General features: G+C 48.7%; 19 protein-coding genes, 1 other RNA gene and 1 pseudogene. 10 read left to right on the forward strand and 11 right to left on the reverse strand.

Annotated features, from left to right (window positions below; genetic code table 11):
- Positions 1-59 precede the first annotated feature (59 nt).
- The 9 genes and pseudogenes from AC50YG_RS22635 to AC50YG_RS22675 all read left to right on the forward strand — a co-directional run.
- Complete coding sequence (locus AC50YG_RS22635) at positions 60-1,772, forward strand: copper amine oxidase N-terminal domain-containing protein (protein ID WP_494829832.1); 1,713 nt, start codon at positions 60-62, stop codon at positions 1,770-1,772.
- 726 nt (positions 1,773-2,498) lie between these two features.
- Positions 2,499-3,461 carry a helix-turn-helix domain-containing protein gene (locus tag AC50YG_RS22640; RefSeq protein ID WP_494829834.1) on the forward strand — a complete coding sequence of 321 codons (963 nt, stop codon included), beginning with the start codon at positions 2,499-2,501 and terminating at the stop codon, positions 3,459-3,461.
- Between the two features lie 216 nt (positions 3,462-3,677).
- A complete protein-coding gene (locus AC50YG_RS22645) occupies positions 3,678-4,391 on the forward strand; it encodes a hypothetical protein (RefSeq protein ID WP_494829836.1) in 714 nt (237 codons plus the stop codon).
- Positions 4,392-5,007: 616 nt separating this feature from the next.
- Complete coding sequence (locus AC50YG_RS22650; RefSeq protein WP_494829838.1) at positions 5,008-7,917, forward strand: bifunctional DNA primase/polymerase; 2,910 nt, start codon at positions 5,008-5,010, stop codon at positions 7,915-7,917.
- Between the two features lie 382 nt (positions 7,918-8,299).
- A complete protein-coding gene (locus tag AC50YG_RS22655; RefSeq protein WP_494829840.1) occupies positions 8,300-8,689 on the forward strand; it encodes a hypothetical protein in 390 nt (129 codons plus the stop codon).
- Positions 8,686-9,159: a JAB domain-containing protein gene (locus AC50YG_RS22660; RefSeq protein ID WP_494829842.1), complete on the forward strand. Its 474-nt coding sequence runs from the start codon at positions 8,686-8,688 to the stop codon at positions 9,157-9,159. Before AC50YG_RS22655 ends, AC50YG_RS22660 begins: the two co-directional genes overlap by 4 nt.
- Position 9,160: 1 nt before the next feature.
- Positions 9,161-9,475 carry a DUF960 family protein gene (locus AC50YG_RS22665; RefSeq protein ID WP_494829844.1) on the forward strand — a complete coding sequence of 105 codons (315 nt, stop codon included), beginning with the start codon at positions 9,161-9,163 and terminating at the stop codon, positions 9,473-9,475.
- Positions 9,476-9,502: 27 nt separating this feature from the next.
- Positions 9,503-9,679 carry a hypothetical protein gene (locus tag AC50YG_RS22670; protein WP_494829846.1) on the forward strand — a complete coding sequence of 59 codons (177 nt, stop codon included), beginning with the start codon at positions 9,503-9,505 and terminating at the stop codon, positions 9,677-9,679.
- Positions 9,680-9,744: 65 nt separating this feature from the next.
- Positions 9,745-10,770: pseudogene (locus AC50YG_RS22675) on the forward strand (recombinase family protein); the annotation flags it as partial.
- Positions 10,771-11,297: 527 nt separating this feature from the next.
- Here AC50YG_RS22675 and ssrA read toward each other — a convergent pair.
- From ssrA to AC50YG_RS22705, 6 genes are all read right to left on the reverse strand, one after another.
- Positions 11,298-11,663: a transfer-messenger RNA gene (gene ssrA, locus AC50YG_RS22680) on the reverse strand.
- Between the two features lie 211 nt (positions 11,664-11,874).
- A complete protein-coding gene (gene smpB / locus AC50YG_RS22685) occupies positions 11,875-12,354 on the reverse strand; it encodes an SsrA-binding protein SmpB (protein WP_341280511.1) in 480 nt (159 codons plus the stop codon).
- Positions 12,355-12,546: 192 nt separating this feature from the next.
- A complete protein-coding gene (locus AC50YG_RS22690) occupies positions 12,547-12,747 on the reverse strand; it encodes a cold-shock protein (RefSeq protein WP_028609190.1) in 201 nt (66 codons plus the stop codon).
- Positions 12,748-13,021: 274 nt separating this feature from the next.
- Complete coding sequence (gene rnr, locus AC50YG_RS22695; RefSeq protein WP_494829849.1) at positions 13,022-16,156, reverse strand: ribonuclease R; 3,135 nt, start codon at positions 16,154-16,156, stop codon at positions 13,022-13,024.
- Positions 16,157-16,322: 166 nt separating this feature from the next.
- Positions 16,323-16,559 carry a preprotein translocase subunit SecG gene (gene secG, locus AC50YG_RS22700; protein ID WP_046234099.1) on the reverse strand — a complete coding sequence of 79 codons (237 nt, stop codon included), beginning with the start codon at positions 16,557-16,559 and terminating at the stop codon, positions 16,323-16,325.
- A gap of 111 nt (positions 16,560-16,670) precedes the next feature.
- Positions 16,671-17,456 (reverse strand): sugar phosphate isomerase/epimerase family protein, encoded by a 786-nt coding sequence (locus AC50YG_RS22705; RefSeq protein ID WP_494829851.1) that lies wholly within the window; start codon positions 17,454-17,456, stop codon positions 16,671-16,673.
- A 218-nt stretch (positions 17,457-17,674) separates the two neighbouring features.
- On the opposite strand from AC50YG_RS22705, the gene AC50YG_RS22710 reads away from it, so the two are divergent.
- Positions 17,675-18,025, forward strand: coding sequence for a hypothetical protein (locus AC50YG_RS22710; protein ID WP_494829853.1), 351 nt, complete (start codon positions 17,675-17,677; stop codon positions 18,023-18,025).
- A 332-nt stretch (positions 18,026-18,357) separates the two neighbouring features.
- Here AC50YG_RS22710 and eno read toward each other — a convergent pair whose 3' ends face one another.
- The 5 genes from eno to gap form a co-directional block, all read right to left on the reverse strand.
- Positions 18,358-19,650: a phosphopyruvate hydratase gene (gene eno / locus AC50YG_RS22715; RefSeq protein WP_341280507.1), complete on the reverse strand. Its 1,293-nt coding sequence runs from the start codon at positions 19,648-19,650 to the stop codon at positions 18,358-18,360.
- Positions 19,651-19,683: 33 nt separating this feature from the next.
- Positions 19,684-21,216, reverse strand: coding sequence for a 2,3-bisphosphoglycerate-independent phosphoglycerate mutase (gene gpmI, locus AC50YG_RS22720; protein WP_494829856.1), 1,533 nt, complete (start codon positions 21,214-21,216; stop codon positions 19,684-19,686).
- Between the two features lies 1 nt (position 21,217).
- A complete protein-coding gene (gene tpiA / locus AC50YG_RS22725; protein WP_341280505.1) occupies positions 21,218-21,973 on the reverse strand; it encodes a triose-phosphate isomerase in 756 nt (251 codons plus the stop codon).
- Positions 21,974-22,003: 30 nt separating this feature from the next.
- The gene (locus AC50YG_RS22730; protein WP_494829858.1) at positions 22,004-23,185 is read right to left on the reverse strand and encodes a phosphoglycerate kinase; all 1,182 of its coding nucleotides are present in this window, start codon (positions 23,183-23,185) and stop codon (positions 22,004-22,006) included.
- Between the two features lie 297 nt (positions 23,186-23,482).
- The gene (gene gap, locus AC50YG_RS22735) at positions 23,483-24,487 is read right to left on the reverse strand and encodes a type I glyceraldehyde-3-phosphate dehydrogenase (RefSeq protein WP_341280503.1); all 1,005 of its coding nucleotides are present in this window, start codon (positions 24,485-24,487) and stop codon (positions 23,483-23,485) included.
- Positions 24,488-24,503 lie beyond the last annotated feature (16 nt).

A 24,503-nucleotide genomic window follows, 5' to 3' on the forward strand; every position in this document is an offset into this window, starting at 1 on the left:
GATAAGTGCAAACCGATAATAGATTAGAAATTGTAGGGAAATATTGGAGGTATAGTCGAATGAAAAGTTTCCGATTTAAATCTGTGATGCTAATTATGCTTATCGCAACCCTGATCCCCTTTGGCAACTTTACCAACGCCACCAGTGGTAAGGAGATCACTGTAACGATTGACGGTCGTTTCGTCAATTTTGACGTACCACCTCAAAAGATTGATGGACGCGTCATGGTTCCCCTCCGTCAAATCTTCGAAGGACTCGGAGCCAAAGTCGGCTGGGACGAGAAGACCCAGACCGTCACTGGAAGCAAAGATGATACGTCCGTAATTCTCGTCCTGAACGAGAAGAAGGCGACTGTTAACGGAAAGAATGTCACTCTCGACGCACCGTCTACTAAGATTAAGGGTAGAACTTTCGTCCCTGCCCGTTTCGTTGCAGAGAGCCTCGGCGCTGACGTTAAGTGGGACAACGATAAGCAGCAAGTAATCATTACCACCGGCGCTGAAATAGTTAGTCTAGACAGTTACTTCTTTATCTATAACAGCACTAAGGTGGATGCGACCGACCTAGAGGCGATAAGAAAATTTGCGACCAATTTCAAGAACACAAATAATATTCTCTTTGATGCGAGCCAATACTCGACGGCACCGCAACTCTATGATGCTCTGAAGGCCGAACAGCAGAAGTTTCCCGGAAAGATTGCCGGAATTCAGATTTTTGGCCTGGCGAGTGACGTCCCTTCCTTCTCCTACGTTCACAAGATGAAAGTTTCGGAGGGTAACTTCGAATGGAACGGTGTGGAGTACGACAAGAGTGGAAATCCTGAGAGATTTGTTTCAGACCTGTTCTACTCCAACTTTAAGAGCGACAGCAAATACCTGACGGACGTGACAGTCTACGGGATCGTGCAGGAGAATCAGCCGGTCAGCATCGTTCCGGAATGGCCGGTTTCGCGCCTTCCGCTCACCAAAGGGGAAATCTCCAAGTACGTAAGTAACTACGAGGAGTACCGTAAGCTGGTCAAAAGCAAATCCGTCCCGACCATCGCTCTTTCGGCCCCGTACGAAATTCAAGACGGACTCGGTCAGAATGACATTGCTCTCCTCATGAAGCGAATGAAAGAGGAAAAAGAATTCAGTCTCTTCAAGAATACTGACCTCCGTATCTACTACAAGGATCTCGCCGCAAATCTGACGAAGGAGAACAAGTCTGGGGTGATGGATCTCGTGGTCGGCAGCGATGGCGGTACCGAGGGAGCCGCCTTAAAAAAGAGCGGAAAGGAATATTTCTTCGACCGCAAAGGCGCGGCCAGCCTGAGCTCCAACTACTATACGGCATTCTTCTGGGGCATGAGCTCCGCCAAAGGACTGGACTCAGACAGCATCATCCACGATGGAATGGCGAAAGGAAGGATAATCAACCCCATCGCGCACACCATTCCGACCCATGACAGAGGGGTCAATAATTACCTGTGGCTTCAAGTTCCAGCACCGGAAGGAGACGACACCGGCGACAAATGGTACGACTACGTCGTGGTGAGCAAGGAGCATTTAGAATGGGATAATCCGTTCTACTTCGTCTACAAGTACTACGAAGCGAACGAAAGCGGCAAGACCCGCCTGCAAAGCTTCCACGATGCTCAAGCTGCGTACGCGAACCTAACCGTGGCCAATAAAAATACCTCGCGGTTCTTAGTCGGATTTGAAATGATGTATTCCGCGTTCGGCTATGCGAACGTCATCTCCCTGCACTACCTCGGACTGGCCGACTACTAAAGGTCAAAAAAATAATGACAAGACTTCAAAAAGAACGACTAAATAACGGTTGTTCTTTTTTACATAAATCCGATAATAACTATAAAAATAATAAGATATTATATTATAGAATGGATGACGCCGAGACGCTCGGCGTGCGGCACGTAGGAATTTATAAGGAACACACAGAATTTTTTCTTCCATTTTCATTAATGTAGACACTTACGTATACGTTTGCGTCTACACTTACATTTGAAACAACGGCAAGGATGTATTATTATGCAGACATACGACGACTTAGGTGGCTTTAACACGCGACAGAAAGAATAGATCGACTTGAGTATAGAGTAGTAACATAAAATCCGAGCACATAAACGGCATCCAGTGGGACAATGACGTACAGAAACCTGCATCAGCAGAATACGAAACTCAAATTGAGTTGGAAAGGAAAAGCGATACCAGCACATCGCCCTACCACTGAACGGCAAGTAATCAAATCCTTGTGCACTCCCGAGCCCTCGCCTGCTGTAAACAGTACCTTGTCCCGGACGGAAAGCCAATCTGGATTCAGACGGCCAGCAAGGAAAAATCCTTCGAGGAGACACACGCTCGCTTTCAACAGCTACTCAGAGTACGACTTGCACATTGTTGTCCAGGCCCTAAAATGCAAGGGCACATCTGGTCGAAGCAACGAGCATTACCTTACATGCGCAGAAGTATGATTACTGTTTCAGGAGAGAAAAAACATTGGACATCCATTATGAAATTGAAGAAGAGATGAAAAGAGATGACATACCAGCGTACAGAAGGAACCGACTTCTAGCTATCAAATACCATTTAAGTGGTTTTTCCACTATCGAAATTTCAAACAAAATGGGGATATCGTTGAGGAGCATCCAACGCTACGTAAAAGAATACACGGAAGACAGTAATAGTTTATTCTCAAAACGTTCACCCGGAAATGGTAAATCTCTAAGCCCTAATCAACAAGTAGAGCTAAATCTTGATTTGTCACGTTCTCCGCAGGACTTCGGATTCACCTTGCCAAACTGGAATCCCCCGATACTTTCTGTTCATCTAGAAACTAAATACGGTATAAAGATGACAGAGGAAACATGTAGACTTTTGCTTAAAAAGCAACGTGGCAAAATTGCTTCTCCTAGATTAAAACATCTGCCTCTTCACAAATTAAAAGTTGATTTCAATGAAAGTATCAATCGACTTATTTTTGAGCTTCACTCCGATGTTTGGATATTTGGTCAATTTTATGTTGGTTTTCGAGCTGCTTACAAAACCAAAAATAAAAACAAAAAGATACGTGCAACAGTTTTGTGTGCAAAGCAGTATAATGGTCCAGGTATTGTTTGTCAGTTTGTTAACCCCTATAAGAACAAAGAAGGACAGTTGGCCGGACTCATTAACGCTGTGATAGATCAGGCTGAACATGCTAAACTTTCCCTTTTTCTGCCTAAGTCTAAAATTAGCCAATATGTTGCAAACCGTTTCGTAAATCAATCTGAGAAGCTCGTTACCCTAGAATATCTTCCAAGCAGGCTTCTATCCGATGTTTACTTAGGAGACGTAAAATATGAACTCGTTGAAAAATTAAAACTGCCTTTCAAGAATACCGAGGGGAAGACTCTAGGCAAACGAAAACAAGAAGAACTAATAGACTACCTGTTGAAGCTAAGCATGCGACATCGTGCTTAGCTTCTTTTTTTTGTTTTACGACAAAATTGATTGCTATATAAATAAAATCGTCAATCCCTTATGACAATTAAGTAAAGTACATCTCTACAAAAAAACAAATATGTTTCTGAGAGCACCTGCTCGCGAAAAGACTTCACCGTGCTGGGGGGGAAGACTTCAACATTTAGTATTGTAAAAGTGTAAGAAAGAAAACAAACAATAAAGGAGAAATGGAAAATGGTACACAAAGCAAAGGAAAACCAAGCAAAACCCGAAAGCAACGTATTTACCCTCAAAGATTTGAGCCTTCGCCCTTCAGCGAGTAGGCATACTAGCAAGCCTGTCTCCAAAAAAAGTGTCCTGACCGTCGTGAAACACAAAAATGGCACACGAGTCGCCATTGATCAGGATGTTATAGAAAAGATAGGCTCTCCGAATCGCATACAGATCGCGCTGAACCACGTCGGGGTCGCCATCGGTGTTAAGCTCACTGGTGACGATAACTATTTCCCTCTTAAGAAATCTGAGAATAAAGTGATAATTTACTCCAGTCCACTGGTGACTGAAATGACGGAAACCTTCGAGCTTGATTTCTCTAATGTCTCTTCCATCTCATTTCATAATGCGGAATACCTGAAAATCGGATCACAAATTGTTGCCTTTGTCAAAATGGTTCCGAATGAACCCGAGTCGGCAGGTGATTCAAGCAACTGCGCTTCCAATCTCGATGATGAAGAGACTGGCGGCTCGGAGATAGAACTGGACGAAATTGCCGACGGTGACAGCGACGATAATGACTCGGAGTTCGATCCGGACGATGAAACCGACGGCGACGATGATGACTCGGAGTTTGATCCGGATGGCGATTCAGACAGCGAAGATGACGACGGTGATGATTCAGAAAAATACCAGCCACTTGTTCTCACCAGACGCAGACGCAGTCGTTCTTAATTGCTTGGAATGGATCACCATTAAATATGGTCGATCCATTCCCATAGCTGGAAAAAGTCTCAATGACTTCAACTAATAACTTAAACAGGAGCTGTTTCTAATGAGTTTCTTTGAATACCGTGCTCAGAAATACGCTAATCGGCACAAATATTCAGACGGTTCGCACAAAGTCAGCATCTTAGAAGTAAGAGAAAAGAGCGATCTGAAATTTGCCGTCAAATTTGGATTCCGGGACGGAAATGTTCTTGAAAAACGTTCACCTACCATGTCAGCAAGTACGGTCCCTTTGACGCACTAATTGATGCTGCCCTTGGTCGCGGGGCTACAGACTTTGAGCTTCAGGATCTAGTTGGTAAACACATCGAAATCGAGATCCTGAACGAAGAGAGATTCACCAATATTAAGCGAATTAGGCCGGTGAACGTTCAGGAGTTGACCATGGATGACTTCCTGGAAGAAGAGCTCGAAGAGATTACAGAGTTCTAGAGCAGCGGAGTGGCAATAAGCTAGCCGCTCGGTCGCTCCAGCAGTAGGAACAAATCGTGAGGAGTTCCTTCAGGGAATTCCTCCAACCCTCACTGCTTTTTTTAATCAGGCAGAAAGCGAGTGAACTTTCATGGCGGAAAACATAGCATTCACAAATCTATTAGCGGAAACACTGAACAGCATGACAACGGGAGAAGCGGCGGCGGCAATGGCTAAAGCCAAACTTGGCCCCAAGTATCTACCCCTTTGCCCTTTCGATCATAAAGGCGTTTCCCAGCAGCACATTGAGGACTGCGATAAACCCGGCAAGGTCCCTTTACTCGCTAAGTGGCCTGACAAAGCATCTGACGATCCAATCGTGCTTAACCATTGGTTCAGTCAACGTCCCAACTTGAACCTTGGCATGACGTTGGGGAGAAGAGTCGGCGTAATCGGATTCGACATTGACGGCGAATACGGACTTAACAAAGTAGAGCAACTTTTTAACGGCTGCATCCCTCCTACTTGGGAATTTTCCACTCCTGGAGGCGGGGCACGGTTGCTGTTCAGCGTAGCGAAGGGACCTCCTTTGCAAAAGCTCGCGGATACCAACCCCCATGCTGACCATGAAGAACTGGCTCTGCTGGCGGACGGCCAAATGACAGTCATTCCGCCTTCACGACACCAGAACGGCGGACAGTACCTTTGGCTTCCAGGCAGAGGCCCAGGAGACATTCCGTTGGCAGAGCTTCCTGCTGAGATTCTGAAAAAAATGCGTTCGAGCAAAGTAACCGGGACTTCGTCAGAAGATTTCAAAGAAATGCCCGATTCTGACTTGCGAAAACTCGCGGACAGATGCCATGTGGTCCGGGAAGCTGTTACTGAACAGGTAGCAGGCGGGTGTTCCGAGGAACGCTGGCACGAAATTACATCAATGCTAGTTCGTGCCGGATACCCGAGCACTGCTTTCACCTTTTCTCAAATGAGCAAAAAGCACGACGGCCACAGCGAGAAACGAATTCGGCAGATGGAGAGTGGGGGAGACAGCGCTACCTACGGCCAGACCAGATGCTCGACGTTCGGCTGCGACGCCGAACAAATAGCACACTGCCACGGATCTGTTCGAAAAAGTCAGCGAACAGGGGAAATTTCGAATTCCCCTGCCGCGCTTCTCCTGAGCAGTGCCGCTAGAACGGCTTCCGCAAAACGAATGACGCTCGCCTCTTTCACAAAACTGCTCTCGAAAAGATACAGCCTAAACAACAGCAATCTCTGTCAAGTAAGGGTCAATAAAGATGGCTCATCGGATCACTTCCCGCTCGCAAACTTTGTGGCCCGAATCACCAAAACCATTACGAGAGATGACGGAGCCGAGCGAACTACCTTGTACGAAATCGATGGCGCAATCATTTCACCCGAGAGAAAGTTGCCTGCCATTCAAGTTCTCGCCAATGATTTTGAAAGCATGAAATGGGTATCCATGTGGGGGCCGGAGCCGAATATCCTGCCGGGAAATCAGATTAAAGACACCGTTCGGCACGCCATTCAATCGACGGCGGCGGGAGCACCGAGTGAGCGAATCTTCGCCCATCTTGGCTGGGTTAAAATCGACGGGATTTGGAGGTACCTTCATGCCGGAGGCGCTTTGGGCCTCTCCAACATAAAGGTGGAACTGGATGAGCGACTGAAAAGCTACGTGCTTCCGAGTTTCCCCGTTAATCCTAAGGAAGCAATGAAATCGAGTCTCAATCTGTTGGGTGTGGCTCCGCTTCGAGTAACCCTCGTGCTTTGGAGTCTGGTGTACCTCACACCGCTATGCGAAATGCTGCGACAGATGCAATTGGAGCCGAAATTTCTGGTCTGGCTCAGTGGACACACCGGCACTCGCAAAACATCGCTGGCGATGCTGTTCCTCAGTCATTTTGGAGACCTTCTGCAACACCCGCCCGCAAGTTTCAAAGACACCGCCAATTCGGTTGAGAAGCGTGTGTTTGACACAAAAGACTCGCTCCTTCTGATCGACGACTTCCACCCCACAGCCTCACCAAAAGATAAGAGAGACATGGAACAAGTCGCTCAGAAGATGTTGAGGGGCTACGGCGACAGAATTGCGCGGGGTCGAATGAGACAGGATACATCACTCCGAAAAGACTTCATTCCGCGCGGCACGGGATTAGCCACTGCCGAAGACATGGTGAGTGGCGGCTCCAGCGCGGCCCGATTAGTTTCTTCCGAGCTTCTAAAGGACGACGTCGACCTCGACAAACTGACGAAGGCGCAGCGAGAAGCCGGTAAGCTAAGTGAAGCGATGTCAGGCTACTTGGAATGGGTCGGACAAGCCATGAATGCGCCTCTCAGCAGCCGACTGAAGGACCTCTTCTTTGAGAAAAGAAACGAAGCGGCAAGCCTTGGCGTTCACGGAAGACTGGTAGACGCGTCAGCTTTGCTGTACATTGGTCTTCTCTCCGGACTGGAGTACGCCGAAAGCGTCGGGGCAATAACACCAGATCAGAAAGTTCAACTACTCGAAAAAGCTTGGCGTGTGTTTCTAAATGCGGCTAGCGAGCAAGGAGACAAGGTAGCGGAAGTTAAACCATCCACTCGATTCGTAACGATCGTCTCCCAATTGCTGGCTAATAAAAGTATTCACTGCAATAGTGTCAACCGGGAACCTATTCCGGAGACTGTTCCGAAGGGTAGTACTCATGTCGGATGGCATGATGACAATTACTACTACTTCCTGCCTGAACTGATCTACAACGAATTGAGCCAATTCCTGTCCAAACGAGGAGAGCAGTTTCCCGTCTCATCTGAGACGCTGTGGAAGGAACTGGCTGACACAGGTCTGAGTCGCCCCGAAGTCTCCAAACAGAAGAACGGTAGAGAAAGACGGCACACGCTCGCGAAAAAAACCATCAAAAGCGAGCGCCCAAGGCTGCTCTGGGTGAAAAGAGACGCGCTGCACGAAAAAGTTGAGAAAGAGACTAAAAACAAAGCTCGAAAAGAACTGCGCTCGGGGACCGATGATTGTGACGAGCTTGACCTTTTGGGGGAACCGTAAATTTCTTCGCCCCCAAAACGGGGGCCATGCCCCAGGAAACAGAAGGCTCGGGGGCGTGGCAAAGCCCATGCGGGACAAGGACTTCCGGGTCTGACGCCCCCATTGCCCCCAATAAAGAAAAAGAAAAAAGAAAAATGAATCCCCCCTGACAATAAAAAAACGCCTCTCTCCCCCGAAAAAAACGGGGGCAGCGGGGGCTCGACGCGAAGCACCTCGGGTCGCAAGGGATTCCGTCGGCACGCTGGAGGGGCAGCGAAGGGGCGGCAAATTCCTAAGCCCCCAGTTTGGATAATTTACTTTTTATGAAAAAACGTCTTTGTCCACTTTTCGTTCATTTAATATAACCATGATATGGAAATTAATCATGGAGGCGAGAGCAAAGATGCTTCAAATTAATGGACTACAAGATCTAATTGATGTAAGAAAGCTAATAGACATTCTTCACGAATCCGCCGTCAGCCTTATCGATAAAATTTTCAACCAACTTCGCCAATCGCTCGATCAAGAGAGCGCGTCATTCCGGTTGTCGAATCACGGTTACAAGCTGTTCGTTCTAATGCCAGAGGAGCACCTAACTGATTGCCAATTGGAAGTGTGGTTTTGCAGCGTTGATTACGCTGAACGAATTTTTCTTGGCGACTCTGTGTTGATCAAAATCTGCCTGATGGAAGACAACGAATCTTTCACCTTCCTTTTCTCTGTGGCAGGCACGCAGACCGAGTATGTAGAGAAGTGGTTGCACGGGTTTGTGGAAGGCGGCGGTCATCTATGAATACTAAAACATCAGAGTCAAATCAGCCCGCTAAGCGCGTTCAAGTAATAGGCCTTCGAATGGTCCGTGAATCAACTTCCATTCTCTACCCTGGCCGGGTAATTCGATCTCCTAAAGATGCCGCCGAATTGTTTCGGCAGTTCATTGGCGACTGCGACAGGGAATCCTTCTGCATCCTTTGTCTGAACACGAAGAATGAACCAACGGCCCTACACAAAGTATCTACCGGCACTTTGAATGCTTCCTTGGTTCACCCGCGCGAGACTTTCAAATTGGCAATTTTGGCAAATTCAGCTGCAATCATTGCCTGCCACAATCACCCATCCGGGCAGCCCGATCCAAGTCCGGAGGATGTGGAGCTGACGGAACGCCTTAGAGACAGTGGTAGCCTGCTCGGCATTGACCTTTTAGATCATATCATACTTGGTGATGGTAATTTCGTTAGCATTAAGGAACGGGGGCTGATGTGAAATGTTCCCGCAACATGACAGATACAAGACTCGCGATGTAGATGAAGCCCTAACGGAGCAGCTCCAAAACGCACTCTGGCAGATTCTCGACCACAACCTCGAAGATTGTAAGCCACTAGATTACCTTCAGGTGTTCGAACTGTTCACTGCCCGCGTCGATGGAAAGTCCGTCCAGTGCATCCGTTACCGTCAGGAGCAGCCAAAACGGAATCGTTTGCACGTTCTGAAAAGCTTCGGAACGCCAGCCTCAAACCTAACAGTGTGGATCATCGACGACGGCGCACATTGCACGATGCTCCTGCCGGACGAATACTGAAAACTCAACATCAAGGGGGAAACCGGAATGAAAATCGCAAACTACCGAACACGTATCTCACGGGATAAGCTCAAGAAGGCACACTACGACCCAGACGCTTCAACTTGGGAGATTGTTGGACAAGTCCGCGAAACGCCGGAGCAGTATTTTCAACCTGCCGTCGAAGCGCTCGACGCTATCGAGCGCCGCTCCCGCGCCATTTAGTAACCCGAACAAGGCTCTCTGCCCTCAGCAGGGGGCCTTCCATAAAATTGAGAGGGGAAACAACCATGACCATTAGAACAGTAGTCGCATATTCACGGTACTCCAGTGACAATCAACGAGACGAGTCTATCGACGCGCAAGTCCGCGCTATCGAGGACTATTGCAAAAAGAATGGGTACACTCTCACGAATGTCTACGCCGACCGTGCTAAAACGGCGACTTCCGACCGTAGACCCCAGTTCCAACAGATGATCGCCGACAGCGAAAGGAAGCTCTTCGATGCCGTCATTGTCCATAAGCTCGATCGCTTCAGTCGTGATAAATACGATAGTGCAAAGTACAAGCGCAAGCTGAAAGCGAACGGTGTTAAGCTTCTGAGTGTCACCGAAAACCTGGACGGCTCGCCGGAGAGCGTCATTTTAGAATCTTTGTTAGAGGGTATGGCCGAATACTATAGTAAAAACTTAGCAAGGGAAGTTATGAAAGGAATGAAGGAAACGGCACATCAATGCAAGCATACTGGTGGCCTCCCGCCAATCGGCTACGCAGTCGATCCGGTTACGAAAAAATACATCATTAATGAACACGAACGGGGCATCGTCGAAACAATCTTTTCTATGTTCCATGACGGCTTCGGTTACAACAAGATTGTCGCCGCGCTGCAAGAGAAAGGATACCGTTCCCGCTACGGCAGGCCAATCGCCAAGAACGTCTTGCACGACATTCTCCGCAACGAGAAATACACGGGCGTCTACATTTTCAATATGACGGATGGCAAGGACGCGCTCGGCAAACGGAACAGCCACCGGAAAAAGGACAGCGAGGATGTGATTCGGATCGAAGGCGGCATGCCCGCGATCATCACGAAGGATCTGTTCCAACAAGTTCAGACCAAGATGGATGCCAACAAGCAAAAACCTGGAAGGCAAAGAGCTAAGGAACTTTATCTTCTGAGCGGATTAATCGTTTGCGGAGAGTGCCTCAAAAATCTAGGCTATGAGTACGCTATGATCGGTAACACAAAGTACAGCGGACGCAGCAAGCTCAAATACGTCACCTACCGCTGCGGTAATCGCGATCAGTGCAAGGCCTGCCGCAATCCCGAGCTTCGCCGAGAGTACGTGGAGAGTTACGTCATCAACGAGCTTCAAAAGAAAATCTTCAACGATGACGCCATCCCGACGCTGGCGCGGCAGCTCTCCGAATACCAAGTCAAAAAGGACGAAGCTATTCTAGCCGAGGCATCTAGGCTAGAAAAAAACCTTCGCGAGACAGGCAAGCAGATCGACAACATCGTCACCGCCATCGCCAGCGGCGTCTCCAACGCTGCCCTGCTAGGCAAGCTGGATGAACTCGAAGCGAAAAAACTGAAACTGGAGCAGCACATCGTCGAACACGGTGCGAGAAAGAAAAACGTAGCCGTCACAGAAGATGTTCTGCGGCAACTGCTATCCAAGTTCAAGGATCACGTAGCCAACCGGGATCTGCCCGAAATCAAGAAGTTCGTCGATAGTTATGTAGAGAAGGTGATTGTTTATAAGGAGCATGTAGAGCTTATTTTGAAATTAGAGATGGAGGAAAAGCAAAAACCACAACCTCATGCGGTTGTGGATTTACATGGTGGAGGCGAGGGGAGTCGAACCCCTGTCCGAAGATCACGCCACACAGGCATCTACGGGTGTAGTCACGAATTTGATGTCACCCAGGAGGACGCCTCGTAACCAGCTTCTTCCAAGGTCAGCCTGATTGTCTTCTTCAGCTCACCCCAGGCGGAGATGAGACAGCGTATCCCACTACTTGTTAGCCCCTAGTCTAGTCACATGGGCGATGCTAGGTAGGAGCACGCTCACAGTTTCTTAGGCTGCGAAAGCGTAGTTTGTTTGTTGTTTGCCATTTAATAGGCTTTAGCGTTGATAAAGTGGACGCGTCCCCACTACCCGCAACCCGCGCTCGTCCTATCCCCGTCGAATCCAAGAACGCCCCCGAGTTGGCATAAATGACGTATCACTGCCGGCTCCGAAAGAAGCTCAACCTGATCACCATTTAGCTTAAGATATTGCTTTGCTACTTGCTTAGTATAACACGATTCAAGGAACAATCCCTAAAATGTTATTGGAACTGCTAGTAAAATTCAACACGCTTTCCTTGAAAATATACAGACGTTCTGACTTGCGCTTACTCGCACAATCTCGCGCTTAACGTATAATCTTCTGCTTCTCGCGCAGCACCCGCTGAATATCACGCTGGGCATCGCGTTTTGCCGCGGAATCGCGTTTATCGAACTGCTTCTTACCTTTACCTAACCCAATAAGAAGCTTCGCATAGCCATTGCGCACATAAATCTTGAGCGGCACAATGGAGTAGCCTTCCTGCTTGGATTGGCCGAGCAGCTTGTGAATCTGAACTTTATGAAGCAGCAGCTTGCGGGCACGTGTCGGATCCGTTGGATTGTGACGATTCCCCTGCTCGAAAGGACTGATATGCAAATTGTGGATGAAAATTTCGCCGTTACGTATCGTCGCAAATGCGTCGCTTATATTGGCTCGTCCGTTGCGGAGCGATTTAATTTCCGTCCCCATTAGCACCATTCCCGCCTCATACGTGTCTTCGATGAAATAATCATGGGAAGCTTTTTTATTTTGTGCAAGCTGCTTGCCGTCGTTTTTCTTGCCCATTCTTATCACCTCGACATCATAATTAGCTCCAGAAACTTGAAAAAGCCGCTAGATATATATTGTAGCAATTTTTGAAAATGAAAGCAAGAAAGCAGCTGCCATATTGTAAAATATGGTTTGATCGTCAAAACCATAAAAAGCCGCTCCGACCTTACGGTCGAAAGCGGCTAAATTTCGCAGTTGATTAAACTACTACAGTTTTACTACGTTTTCAGCTTGTGGTCCGCGGTTGCCTTGAACAACGTTAAATTCTACGCGTTGTCCTTCTTCCAGCGTTTTGAAGCCTTCGCCAGTGATTGCGCTGAAATGTACGAATACATCGTTGCCGCCTTCAACTTCGATGAAGCCAAAGCCTTTCTCAGCGTTAAACCATTTAACTGTACCTTGTTGCATTTGTAAAACCTCCAAAAATAAAATTAATATGCGCCTGTTTCGTTTTGAGAAACAAAAAATTCACACATTGAAAAAGGTCCATGACTGTAATGACACCCTTTTCAATATGTGAATTCAGGTCCATATCATCAATTGCTTTGAGTGTACTATACCCATATTCAAAAAGCAAGCGACAAGCTTAAATAATTTCTAAAGCTTGGCCCGCTGTACCAGCGCTGCTGTCCCTCTGTATGAGGGGCAGCGCCGATGCAAGGGACTTTACAACTATTTTGTTTTATTTACGTTTTTTTCTAACAAAAGCAGCCGTTGAATTGCCGCCTCCGTTTTTCTTCTTGCGCTTCCTCTTAGCCGCGTCTCCGCCTGCTCCAGCAGCGTCTGGGGAAGCCTGCCCACTAGGATTCGCGCCGCTTGGCGCTGAGCCTGGCTGCGCCGCCTGGCGACGCTTGCCGCCTTCAAAGCCACGGCCAGCTCCGTCGCTTCGCTCGCCGCCATCGCTGCGACGGCTGCCTCCTCTAATCGGCAGCCCCCACATATCCGTGCGCGGCGCGCCTTCGCCGCCGCGCCCTTCGCCTCGATCCTGCGGCTCCGCCCGCACGATCCGCTGCGTCTGCTCCGCCGGCGCAAAGCTGCCGCCAGCGTCGCCCTTGCGCCCGCGGCGCGGCGCGTTCCCGCCGCCGCTTGCGCCTGGCGCAGCTCCGCGCCCAGCGCCCTTGCGCTGGCGCTTCGCGCCTTGGCCGGCTCCGCCGGCCTGAGCAGCTGAGTTCCACCACAGCTGCTCCTCACCAGCGCCGCCATCCTGGCGCTGGCTCTCTCCTGCCGGACGACTTAGCGCGTCCGACAACCCCGGCCCGGCGCCTTCAACATCGCGCCGCTGCCACGGATTCTGCCCATTTCCGGCTTGAGCGCTGCTTTGCTGGCCGCCATCTCTCGCTCTGCCGCTGTTCGCTGCTCTTCCACTTTTTCCTGCTCTGCCTTGCCCTTCATTCCCCGCTCTAGCGCCTCTCACTCCGTTGCCTGCTCCAGAGCCTTGCGCTCCATTGCCCGCTTTGGCGCTTTTGCCGCCCTTGCCTTTAAAGCCACCGTAGCCGCCATTTGCGCCTTTGCCGCCAGCACCGGTACTATCGCCCTTCGCACTAGTGCCGGTGCCCGCACCGCCACCGCTGCTGCGTCCGCCTTTGTTAAAGCCGCCGCTGCGCCCGCGCCCGCCGCGCGAAGCGCCGAACCCGGCATCAGCGATGCCTTTAAAACCGCCGCGAGGCTTCATATCGACCATTTCAAAATCAATCGTATGGTCATTCATATTCACATTGCCAATGCGGATTTTCACCTCATCGCCAATTCGGTATACCTTGGAGGTACGTTCGCCGATGAGCACCATATGCTGCTCTTGGAAGTGGTAATAATCATCCGTCAGATCGCTCAGACGAATAAGCCCCTCCACTGTATTATCCAGCTCGACAAACATCCCAAAGCTCGTAACACTGCTGATGATGCCATCGAATTCCTCGCCGATTTTATCCAGCATGAATTCGCATTTTTTCATCTGCTCGGTGTCACGCTCAGCATCAGCAGCTACCCGCTCGCGCTCAGACGAATGCTGCGCAATATCCGGCATGCGGGCAGTCAGCGCCTCATTGCGCTTCTCGCTGAGCGCTCCGCCGCCTTCCAGCACCTCACGAATGACGCGGTGGATCACCAAATCCGGATACCTGCGAATAGGCGAAGTGAAATGCGAATAAAATTCCGCAGCCAGCCCGAAATGTCCCAAGCTTTGCGCATCATATTTCGCCTGCTTCATCGAGCGAAGCATCACAGTGGAAATAACCGTTTCTTCCTTCGCGCCTTTAATTTCCTCCAGCAGCATTTGCAGTGCACGCGGATGAACCGAGTTGCCTTTGCCCTTCACAACATAACCGAAGTTCGCGGCAAACTGCATGAAATGCATCAGCTTCTCCTGATCCGGATCTTCATGAATTCGATATAGGAAAGGAACACGCAGCCAGTGGAAATGCTCGGCAACCGTCTCGTTCGCCACAAGCATAAATTCCTCAATGATCTGCTCTGCGACGGAACGATCCCTTTTCACAATATCGACAGCCTTGCCCTGCTCATCGACGATAACTTTGGATTCCTGAAAATCAAAATCAATCGCGCCCCGCTTCATCCGCTGCTTGCGAAGCTTCATCGCCAGCTGCTCCATGAGCGTGAACATATCCAACAAATCGGCGTAGCGCTCCTTAAGCTCGGTCTGCGGCTCCTCTTCGTTTGCAGTGAGCAGCTTGCGCACATTCGTATACGTCATGCGCTCCTTCGTACGAATAACACTCGTAAACACATCATGGCGCACGCGTTTCAGCGTTTTGGCATCAAACTCCATCTCGCAGGATAACGTCAGCCGATCCACCTGTGGATTGAGCGAGCAAATGCCGTTCGACAAGCGATGCGGCAGCATTGGAATAACGCGGTCAACCAAATAAACGCTGCAGCCTCTGCGGAAAGCTTCCTGATCCAGCTCGGAGTTTTCACGCACATAATAGCCCACATCCGCAATATGGACGCCCAACAAATAATTGCCGTTATCCAGCACCTTCACATGTACGGCATCATCGAGATCCTTGGCATCCTCGCCATCAATCGTCACGATGACCTCATCCCTCAGGTCACGACGTCCCTGCTGAATAATTTCTTCCTCCGTTATGGAATCTGGCGCTGCTTCCGCTTCTGCATCTACCTCTTCCGGAAAGCCTTCCGGCAGCTGATGCTTGCGAATAATCGACAAAATATCAATGCCCGGATCATCCTTATGACCGAGAATTTCAATAATTTCCCCTTGCGCCGCTGAACGGCCTTCCGGATAGGTTACGATGCGCACGACAACCTTTTGTCCGGATACGGCACCTTTAAATTCATTTTTGGCGATGAAAATATCACGGTTAATTCGCTTGTCATCCGGTACAACAAAGGCATACACTTCATGGCTTTCAAAAGTGCCGACTACCTGTGTAACCGCTCTCTGCACAATACGGACAACCTCGCCCTCCAAACGGCCACCCGCTTGGCTCTTGGACGTCACACGCGCAAGAACAATGTCGCCATTCATCGCGCTGAGCTGATCATTGGCATGAATGTAAATGTCAGGATGCTCTTTGTCATCAGGAAGCAAGAACGCAAAGCCTTTCGCATGGACCTGCAATTTTCCGCGCAGCAAATTCATCCGTTCCGGAACGCCGTAACGGTCATTGCTCGTACGAAGGATTTTACCGCTATCCTCCAGTTGGGTAAGCAGCTGCAAAAAAGCTTTAAAATCAACAGCCTCCATCACGCCGAAATGCTGCTCCAGCTCCTGATAAGTCATCGGTTTATAAGCGGTCTCCCGCATAAAATCAAGCAATTCCTGCTCTTGTATCATTAGTTTCCTCGTCACCTCATATACCGGAGGCCATTCTATCAGCACTTGCAACCGGTTGATAGATTATTATATATCATTTAGTATACACGAAATTACCCAATCGCATCCGCGAAACAACAAAAAAAGTGGAGGAAACTCCCCCACTTTTCGCATGCAAGACAGAATATTACTGTTGTACGACGTAAGCAACAACGAGCGACAGGACGAAAAATCCAACAGCCAGTGCAATCGTCAAACGCTGCAGGAACAAGTCCAAACCACGCGCTTTCTGTTTGCCGAACAAATGCTCAGCGCCACCACTGATGGCTCCGGACAATCCCGCGCTTTTACCTTTTTGCAGCAATACGACAGCAATTAGGCCAACCGAAAAAATAACCAGTAGTATTTTCAAAGCTATATCCATTCAATCCACCTCCAGCATAGGAGCTCCATTAAAACATATAAAATGATTGTATCACAGCGATTTGCTGAAAACAATACTTTGCTGTTTAACCCTTACATTTCCTGTTAACGGCTACCCTTTTGCTGGCTGCGGACCTTGAATAAGCCTTTGCATAAAATGAAAGCTCATCTCTGCGCTTTTCAGCGACGTTTCCGTAAACTGCTGCTGCTCGATAATGATATATTTTACTCCCGATTGCTTAACCACCTCATACAGCTCGGAGTAGCCCACATCCCCTCTCCCAAGCTCCGTATCCTTGCGCCCCACCTGAAAATCTTTAAAATGGACAAGCGGCAGCCGATCCGAATAATACCTCACGTATTCAGCAGGATCATAACCCGCCATGTAAATCCAGCCTAAATCCAGCTCTGCTTCCATTAGGTCTTCGGGCACAAGCTCCAGCAGGTGGACATATAGCGGCTTGCCTTCAACCTTTTTCCAATCCGCATCGTGGTTATGCAGGCATAGCTTAATGCCCTGCTGCTTCGTTTGCCAAGCACATCGCTCCAAAATCTCTGCCAAATATTTTATATCGTCCATTTTCGGCACTTCTGGCACAGGAACCCATGGCACGACCATATATTTGAGCCCCAGCTCATTCGCATATTCAACCTGCTTCTCGAAATCTGAAGGGATTTTTTTCGAATTTTCAAAATTAAGCGGAACATGGGCGGACGGAGCCACAAGCCCCAGTGAATCCAAACGTTCTTTCAGCCTTCTTGCCGGTGCGTGAAAATAACCCCCGAATTCGACCGCCTTATAGCCGATCTCAGCTACCTTGTCCAGCGATCCCAATAGATCGCTTTCTGTAATATCCCGCAATGAGTACATTTGCAGGCTTAGCACTTGTTTTTCCATAAAATAACACCTCCTTTTCTGCTCAAATCCAGCAACCATTTATAAAACAGGCTCGTCATTAGAGGTAACCAAGGTGAAACGGCTGTCGCCGTCCTCTGGCGGCACAGCGCGTTTCAGTCCGGGAAATATAGAGAAAGGATGGCGAAATCATATCCTTTCCTATATTTCAAAAAACGTGTTTGGATTCGCACATTACTTATGCAGAGGGGGATACTGCTATGTTTATTATCATTTGTTTAGCCGGGATTATCCTAACCATGATTGTTCTCAAAAAAGCGGGTGCCTTATACATTTACTCCAAAGGTGTCTTCATTTCCGTCATCCTTACGCTCATAGCTGCAATAGGTCTTTCACAAAATTATTTGTACAGTCTGGTTCCCACATTTGAGGACGGTATTGCGGTTTCTAATTTTATTGCTTATTGGATTATAGGGGATAATGGCTGGTCGGTTCGGCTGTTTCAGCAGTATTCGGAAGGTTCGTTATTGCTTGCTATTGGCTTGCTGGTTGTCTACATTGTTGTGCATCGTGTGGAGTTGGCTGTTGGACGCAAAACGGCGCAGCGATAGGTGGAAGGCTGCTGAAAAGGATCTGCGCTGCGTAAAAGGGTTGGGGTTCGATCGCTGTTGCCCTTGGAAATCGCTGAACAATAACTGCTTTAGCGGTAGATTTCCAAAGACAAATGCGAACGCTGCGCTTCTCCACCCCAACCCTTTTACTCCGCTTGCCTTTTCAGCAGCCTTTCACCCTTTTACATACCAAAAACCCCTGCTCCACAATATTTGTGGGCAGGGGTTTTTAAGTACAATAAAGCTTATTTGCATTGATACTTGCTCACCTTGAAAAGGTCAGAATCAGAGTACTGGCTGATCACCATGAGCAAGTAGTCATTGGTTTAGGCTTATTTGAAGTTTTTAAGGTTGTAGAATGCGGATTTACCAGCGTATTGAGCTGTAGCACCAAGTTGGTCTTCGATACGAAGCAATTGGTTGTACTTCGCTACGCGGTCCGTACGGGATGGAGCACCTGTTTTGATTTGACCAGCGTTTGTTGCAACTGCGATGTCAGCGATTGTGCTGTCTTCGCTTTCGCCGGAACGGTGGGAGATAACCGCTGTGTAACCAGCGCGTTTCGCCATTTCAATTGCATCGAAAGTTTCAGTAAGGGAACCGATTTGGTTAACTTTAACCAGGATCGAGTTGCCCACGCCTTTTTCAATACCATCAGACAGACGCTCAGTGTTTGTAACGAACAGATCGTCACCAACAAGTTGAACTTTGCCGCCCAATTTTTCAGTAAGCAATTTCCAGCCATCCCAATCGTCTTCGGAGCAGCCGTCTTCGATTGTGATGATTGGGTATTTATCAACCCATGAAGCAAGCAGATCAACGAATTCAGCAGGCGTGAAGGATTTTCCTTCGCCTTCCAGGTGGTATTTGCCATCTTTGAAGAATTCAGTCGAAGCTACGTCCATACCAAGGAATACATCAACGCCTGGCTTGTAGCCTGCGCTCTCGATAGCGGAGATGATTGTAGTGATTGCTTCTTCGTTCGAACCAAGGTTAGGAGCAAAGCCGCCTTCGTCGCCTACAGCTGTGTTCAGGCCTTTGTTTTTCAGAACCGATTTCAGGCTGTGGAAAATTTCAGCGCCGATACGAAGAGCTTCTTTAAATGTTGGAGCGCCAACTGGCAGAACCATGAACTCTTGTACGTCGATGTTGTTGTCCGCGTGCTCGCCGCCATTGATGATGTTCATCATTGGAACTGGCAAAACTTTAGCGTTGAATCCGCCCAGGTAAGTGTACAGGGATACGTTCAGTGCATCAGCAGCAGCGCGAGCTACAGCCATCGATACAGCAAGAATCGCATTAGCGCCCAGCTTAGCTTTGTTCGGCGTACCGTCAAGCTCGATCATTTTGCGGTCGATAGCTACTTGATCAAGAGCGTCCAGACCAATGATTTCAGGAGCGATAATCGTGTTAACGTTATCTACTGCTTTTTCTACGCCTTTACCAAGGTAACGGCCTTTGTCGCCATCACGAAGCTCAACAGCTTCGTATGCGCCAGTGGATGCGCCGGATGGAACGATAGCGCGGCCTTGGCCACCGGATTCTAGGGATACTTCTACTTCTACTGTTGGATTACCGCGGGAATCCAATACTTCGCGTGCATATACGTCAACGATAATAGACATGTTTGAACACTCCTCTTAGTTTGATGATTGTTGTTACTTCTGAATCAGGGAAATGCCCGTCATCTCTGCCGGCTTGGAAAGCTGCATCAGATCAAGCACCGTAGGTGCAAGGTCTGCCAAAATTCCGCCTTCACGCAGCGTTGCTCCAGCAACCGTCACAATGCAAGGCACTGGGTTGGTTGTGTGCGCCGTGAACGGACGTCCGTTTGCATCAAATACCATATCGGCATTACCATGGTCAGCTGTAATAATACATACGCCGCCTTTAGCAAGCACCGCCTCAACGACTTGACCCAAGCATGCATCCGTTGCTTCTACCGCTTTGATTGTCGGCTCCAGCATGCCGGAGTGACCCACCATATCCGGATTGGCAAAATTCAAGATAATTGCATCATGCTTGTCTGCTTCAATCTCGCTGACCGCAGCTGCTGCCACCTCATAAGCGCTCATTTCCGGCTGAAGATCATACGTTGCTACTTTAGGCGAATTGATCAAAACGCGAGTCTCGCCCGGAAGTTCATGATCACGACCGCCGCTAAAGAAGAACGTAACATGCGGATACTTCTCAGTTTCCGCAATGCGAAGCTGCTTCTTGCCGTTTTGCACAAGCACTTCACCAAGCGTATTATCGAGGTTTTTCGGCGAATAGGCCACAAAACCGTCAATCGTTTCGCTGAATAGCGTCAAGCATACGAAATACAAATTTTTCGGAGCATGCTCCCCACGTTCAAAACCGCGGAAATCTGCGTTCGTAAACACTTGTCCCAGTTGAATCGCACGGTCTGGACGGAAGTTGAAGAAAATAACCGCATCCTCCGACTCTACGAGACCTACCGGTTTACCATCCTCACCTACGATAACCGTTGGCATAACAAACTCATCATAAACGGATTTCTCGTACGATTCAACTATCGCCTTAAGAGGGTCCGTATAATGCGGACCTTCGCCATACACCATAGCGCGGTATGACTTCTCTACCCGCTCCCAGCGTTTGTCGCGATCCATCGCATAATAACGTCCTTGTACCGTAGCAATTTTACCTACGCCAACCTCTTCGATCTTCGCGATTAGCTGCTCCATGTAGCCTTTTGCGCTATCCGGGGCAACGTCGCGGCCATCAAGGAATGCATGGATATAGACATCTTCCAGGCCTTCCTTTTTTGCCAGGTCAAGCAGAGCAAACAAATGCGCAATGTGGCTGTGTACGCCGCCATCGGATAGCAGGCCGTATAAGTGAAGCTTCTTGCTATTTGCTTTTGCATGGCGCACAGCGCCAAGCAGTGTTTCATTGTCGAAAAACTCGCCGTCACGGATCGACTTGCTGATGCGAGTCAAATCCTGATAGACGATGCGGCCTGCTCCGATGTTCAAGTGTCCAACCTCGGAGTTGCCCATTTGTCCATCTGGCAAGCCTACCGCTTCACCGCTCGCTGTCAGCTGCGTATGAGGGTAAGTCGACCAGTAACGGTCGTAGTTAGGCTTTTTCGCTTGGGCAACTGCATTGCCTGTAACGTCATCGCGCAGACCAAAGCCGTCAAGAATAATTAATGCAACTGGAGCAGCCATCTTACTTGGCCCCCTCGATCAGTGCGATATAGGAAGCAGGCTCAAGGCTAGCTCCGCCTACAAGCGCGCCGTCGATATCTTGCTGACCCATATATTCAGCAACATTGTTAGGTTTAACGCTGCCGCCGTATTGGATACGAACCGCTGCTGCTGTTGCATCGTCATAAAGACCTGCAATTACGCTGCGGATATAACCGATAACGTCCTGTGCATCTTCAGAAGTCGAAGATTTGCCTGTGCCAATCGCCCAGATAGGCTCATAAGCAACGACTACTTCAGCTGCTTGAGCTGCGGACAAGCCTTGGAATGCCGCTACCGTTTGCACGTTGCACACATTTTTGGTTTCGCCAGCTTCGCGCTCTTCAAGCTTCTCGCCTACACATACGATAGGAGTCAGATCATGCTTGAATGCTGCATGTACTTTTTTGCCAACGATTTCGTCAGTCTCAGCAAAATAAGCACGACGCTCGGAGTGGCCGATAATAACATATTTCACGCCCAGATCTTTCAGCATCACGCCGCTGATTTCACCAGTGAATGCGCCATTGTCTTCGAAATGAAGATTTTGTGCGCCAATCGCGATAGTCGTTCCTTTAGCTGCTTCAACAAGGGAAGGAAGTGCTGTGAATGGCGCGCAGATAACGCTCTCTACGCCATCAACCTCTGCTTTGCCTTTCACATCTGCGAAGAAGGAAGCTGCTTCAGAAACCGTTTTGAACATTTTCCAGTTGCCTGCAATAATTGGTTTTCTGCTCATATATATACCCTCCTGTACTGTATGGGTTGCTTATTTATCGTTAAGTGCTTCAACGCCCGGCAATACTTTGCCTTCCATGAATTCCAGGGAAGCGCCGCCGCCAGTAGAAATGTGGTCCATTTTGTCAGCAAGACCGAATTTCTCAGCCGCTGCAGCTGAATCGCCGCCACCGATAACGGTGTAGCCAGCTGTTTCTGCACATGCTTTCGCTACTGCTTGTGTACCATGGGAGAAAGGCTCGATTTCGAATACGCCCATAGGTCCGTTCCAAACAACCAGCTTGGAGTTTTTGATCGCTTCAGCGTAGATTTCACGCGTCTTAGGACCGATGTCGATGCCTTCCCACTCAGCTGGAATGCCGTCAACTTCAACGATTTGCGTGTTGGCGTTTTTGCTGAAATCATCAGCGACAACGATATCAACTGGAATGAGGAAGTTTTTGCCGAGCTTTTTAGCTTTTTCAATGAACTCAAGCGCCAGATCAAGCTTCGAATTATCAACCAGCGATTTGCCGATTTCATGGCCTTGTGCTTTGAAGAACGTGTAGGACAAGCCGCCACCGATAATGATGTTGTCAGCAATTTCAATCATTTTGTTGATAACGTCAATTTTATCCTTAACCTTCGAACCGCCTACGATAGCTGTGAAAGGACGCTCAGGGTTGTTCAGCGCTTTGCCAAGAACATCAAGCTCTCTCTCCATCAATAGACCGGAAACAGCCGGCAGGTGATGCGCAATGCCTTCAGTCGAAGCGTGTGCACGGTGTGCAGCGCCGAAAGCGTCATTTACGTAAAGATCAGCAAGCTCAGCGAAAGCTTTCGCCAGCTCAGCATCATTTTTCTCTTCGCCCGCATGGAAACGAACGTTTTCAAGCAGCAATACATCGCCATCATTCAAAGCCGCGATTTGCGCTTTAACATTTTCACCGATCGACTCATCTGCTTTTACTACCGGTTTGCCAAGCAGCTCAGACAGACGCGCTGCCGATGCAGTGTGGCGAAGCTCTTCTACAACTTCACCGTTCGGGCGGCCCAAGTGGCTTGCCAAAATAACTTTCGCGCCTTTTTCGATCAAGAAGTTAATCGTAGGAAGCGTCTCACGGATACGCTTGTCATCGGTAATTTTACCATCTTCGAGCGGTACATTGAAATCGACGCGTACGAATACCCGTTTGCCTGCTACTTCTACGTCACGAACACTTTTTTTAGCCATGAATGTAACCTCCTGATATTAGCGTGCAAAGCTTGTCATCATCTATATTCAAACAAAAAGAAGCGTTCCCTCTTTATCAAAAGAAGGAACGCTCCCTCTTGGCTCGCGGCCAGAAGGCTCGCGAACCTGAAGCCGCGCTTCGTCGTGAAGACAAAATCGCGCCCCCTGTTAAGGTTTCGCTTGAATCGCATACGATGCCCCGGGAGCGCCGCGGATTAAGCGTATCCCGCAGCCGGTGCAAGACCGGCCTGGGACGTAAAGCGTTCCATGTAATTGTGGGGGATATTTCCCTTGTTCTTACAGACCTTTGCTTGCGATATAAGCAGCGAGATCAACTACGCGGTTCGAGTAGCCCCACTCGTTGTCGTACCAAGAAATAACTTTTACCATGTTACCTTCAACAACCATAGTCGACAAGCCATCGATTGTGGAGGAAGCTGGGTCATGGTTGTAGTCGCTGGAAACAAGCGGAAGCTCGTTGTAGTTCAAGATGCCTTTAAGTGCGCCTTCGGAAGCTTCTTTCAGAGCAGCATTAACTTCTTCAACTGTTACGTTAACTTTCAGCTCAGCTACCAGGTCAGTTACGGAAACGTTAGGTGTAGGAACACGCATAGCCATACCGTTCAGTTTGCCTTTCAGCTCAGGAAGTACAAGCGATACTGCTTTAGCAGCGCCAGTGGATGAAGGAATGATGTTCTCAGCAGCTGCACGAGCACGACGAAGGTCTTTGTGCGGTACATCCAGAACGGATTGGTCATTTGTGTACGAGTGGATCGTTGTCATCATGCCTTTAACGATGCCGAATTTATCGTTCAATACTTTTGCAAACGGAGCAAGACAGTTCGTTGTGCAAGAAGCGTTGGAGATGATTGTGTGAGCAGCTGCATCGTATTTATCTTCGTTAACGCCGATAACGACAGTGATATCTTCGTTAGTAGCAGGAGCGGAGATGATAACTTTTTTAGCGCCGCCTTTAAGGTGAAGCTCAGCTTTTTCTTTAGCTGTGAAAATACCAGTGGATTCAACAACGATTTCAGCGCCTACAGAAGCCCAAGCCAGGTTTTCAGGGTTGCGCTCAGCGAAAACTTTGATTTCGCGGCCGTTAACTACGATCGCGCCTTCTTTAGCTTCAACTGTAGCATCAAGAGTACCGTGAGTTGTATCATATTTCAAAAGGTGAGCCAGTGTAGCTGTGTCTGTCAAATCGTTTACTGCTACGATTTCTACATCAGCGTTGTTCAGAGCTGCGCGGAATACGTTACGACCAATACGACCAAATCCGTTAATACCTACTTTAACCATTGTTGTTTCCTCCTAG

It is taken from the genome of Paenibacillus sp. J31R34, from assembly GCF_059383715.1.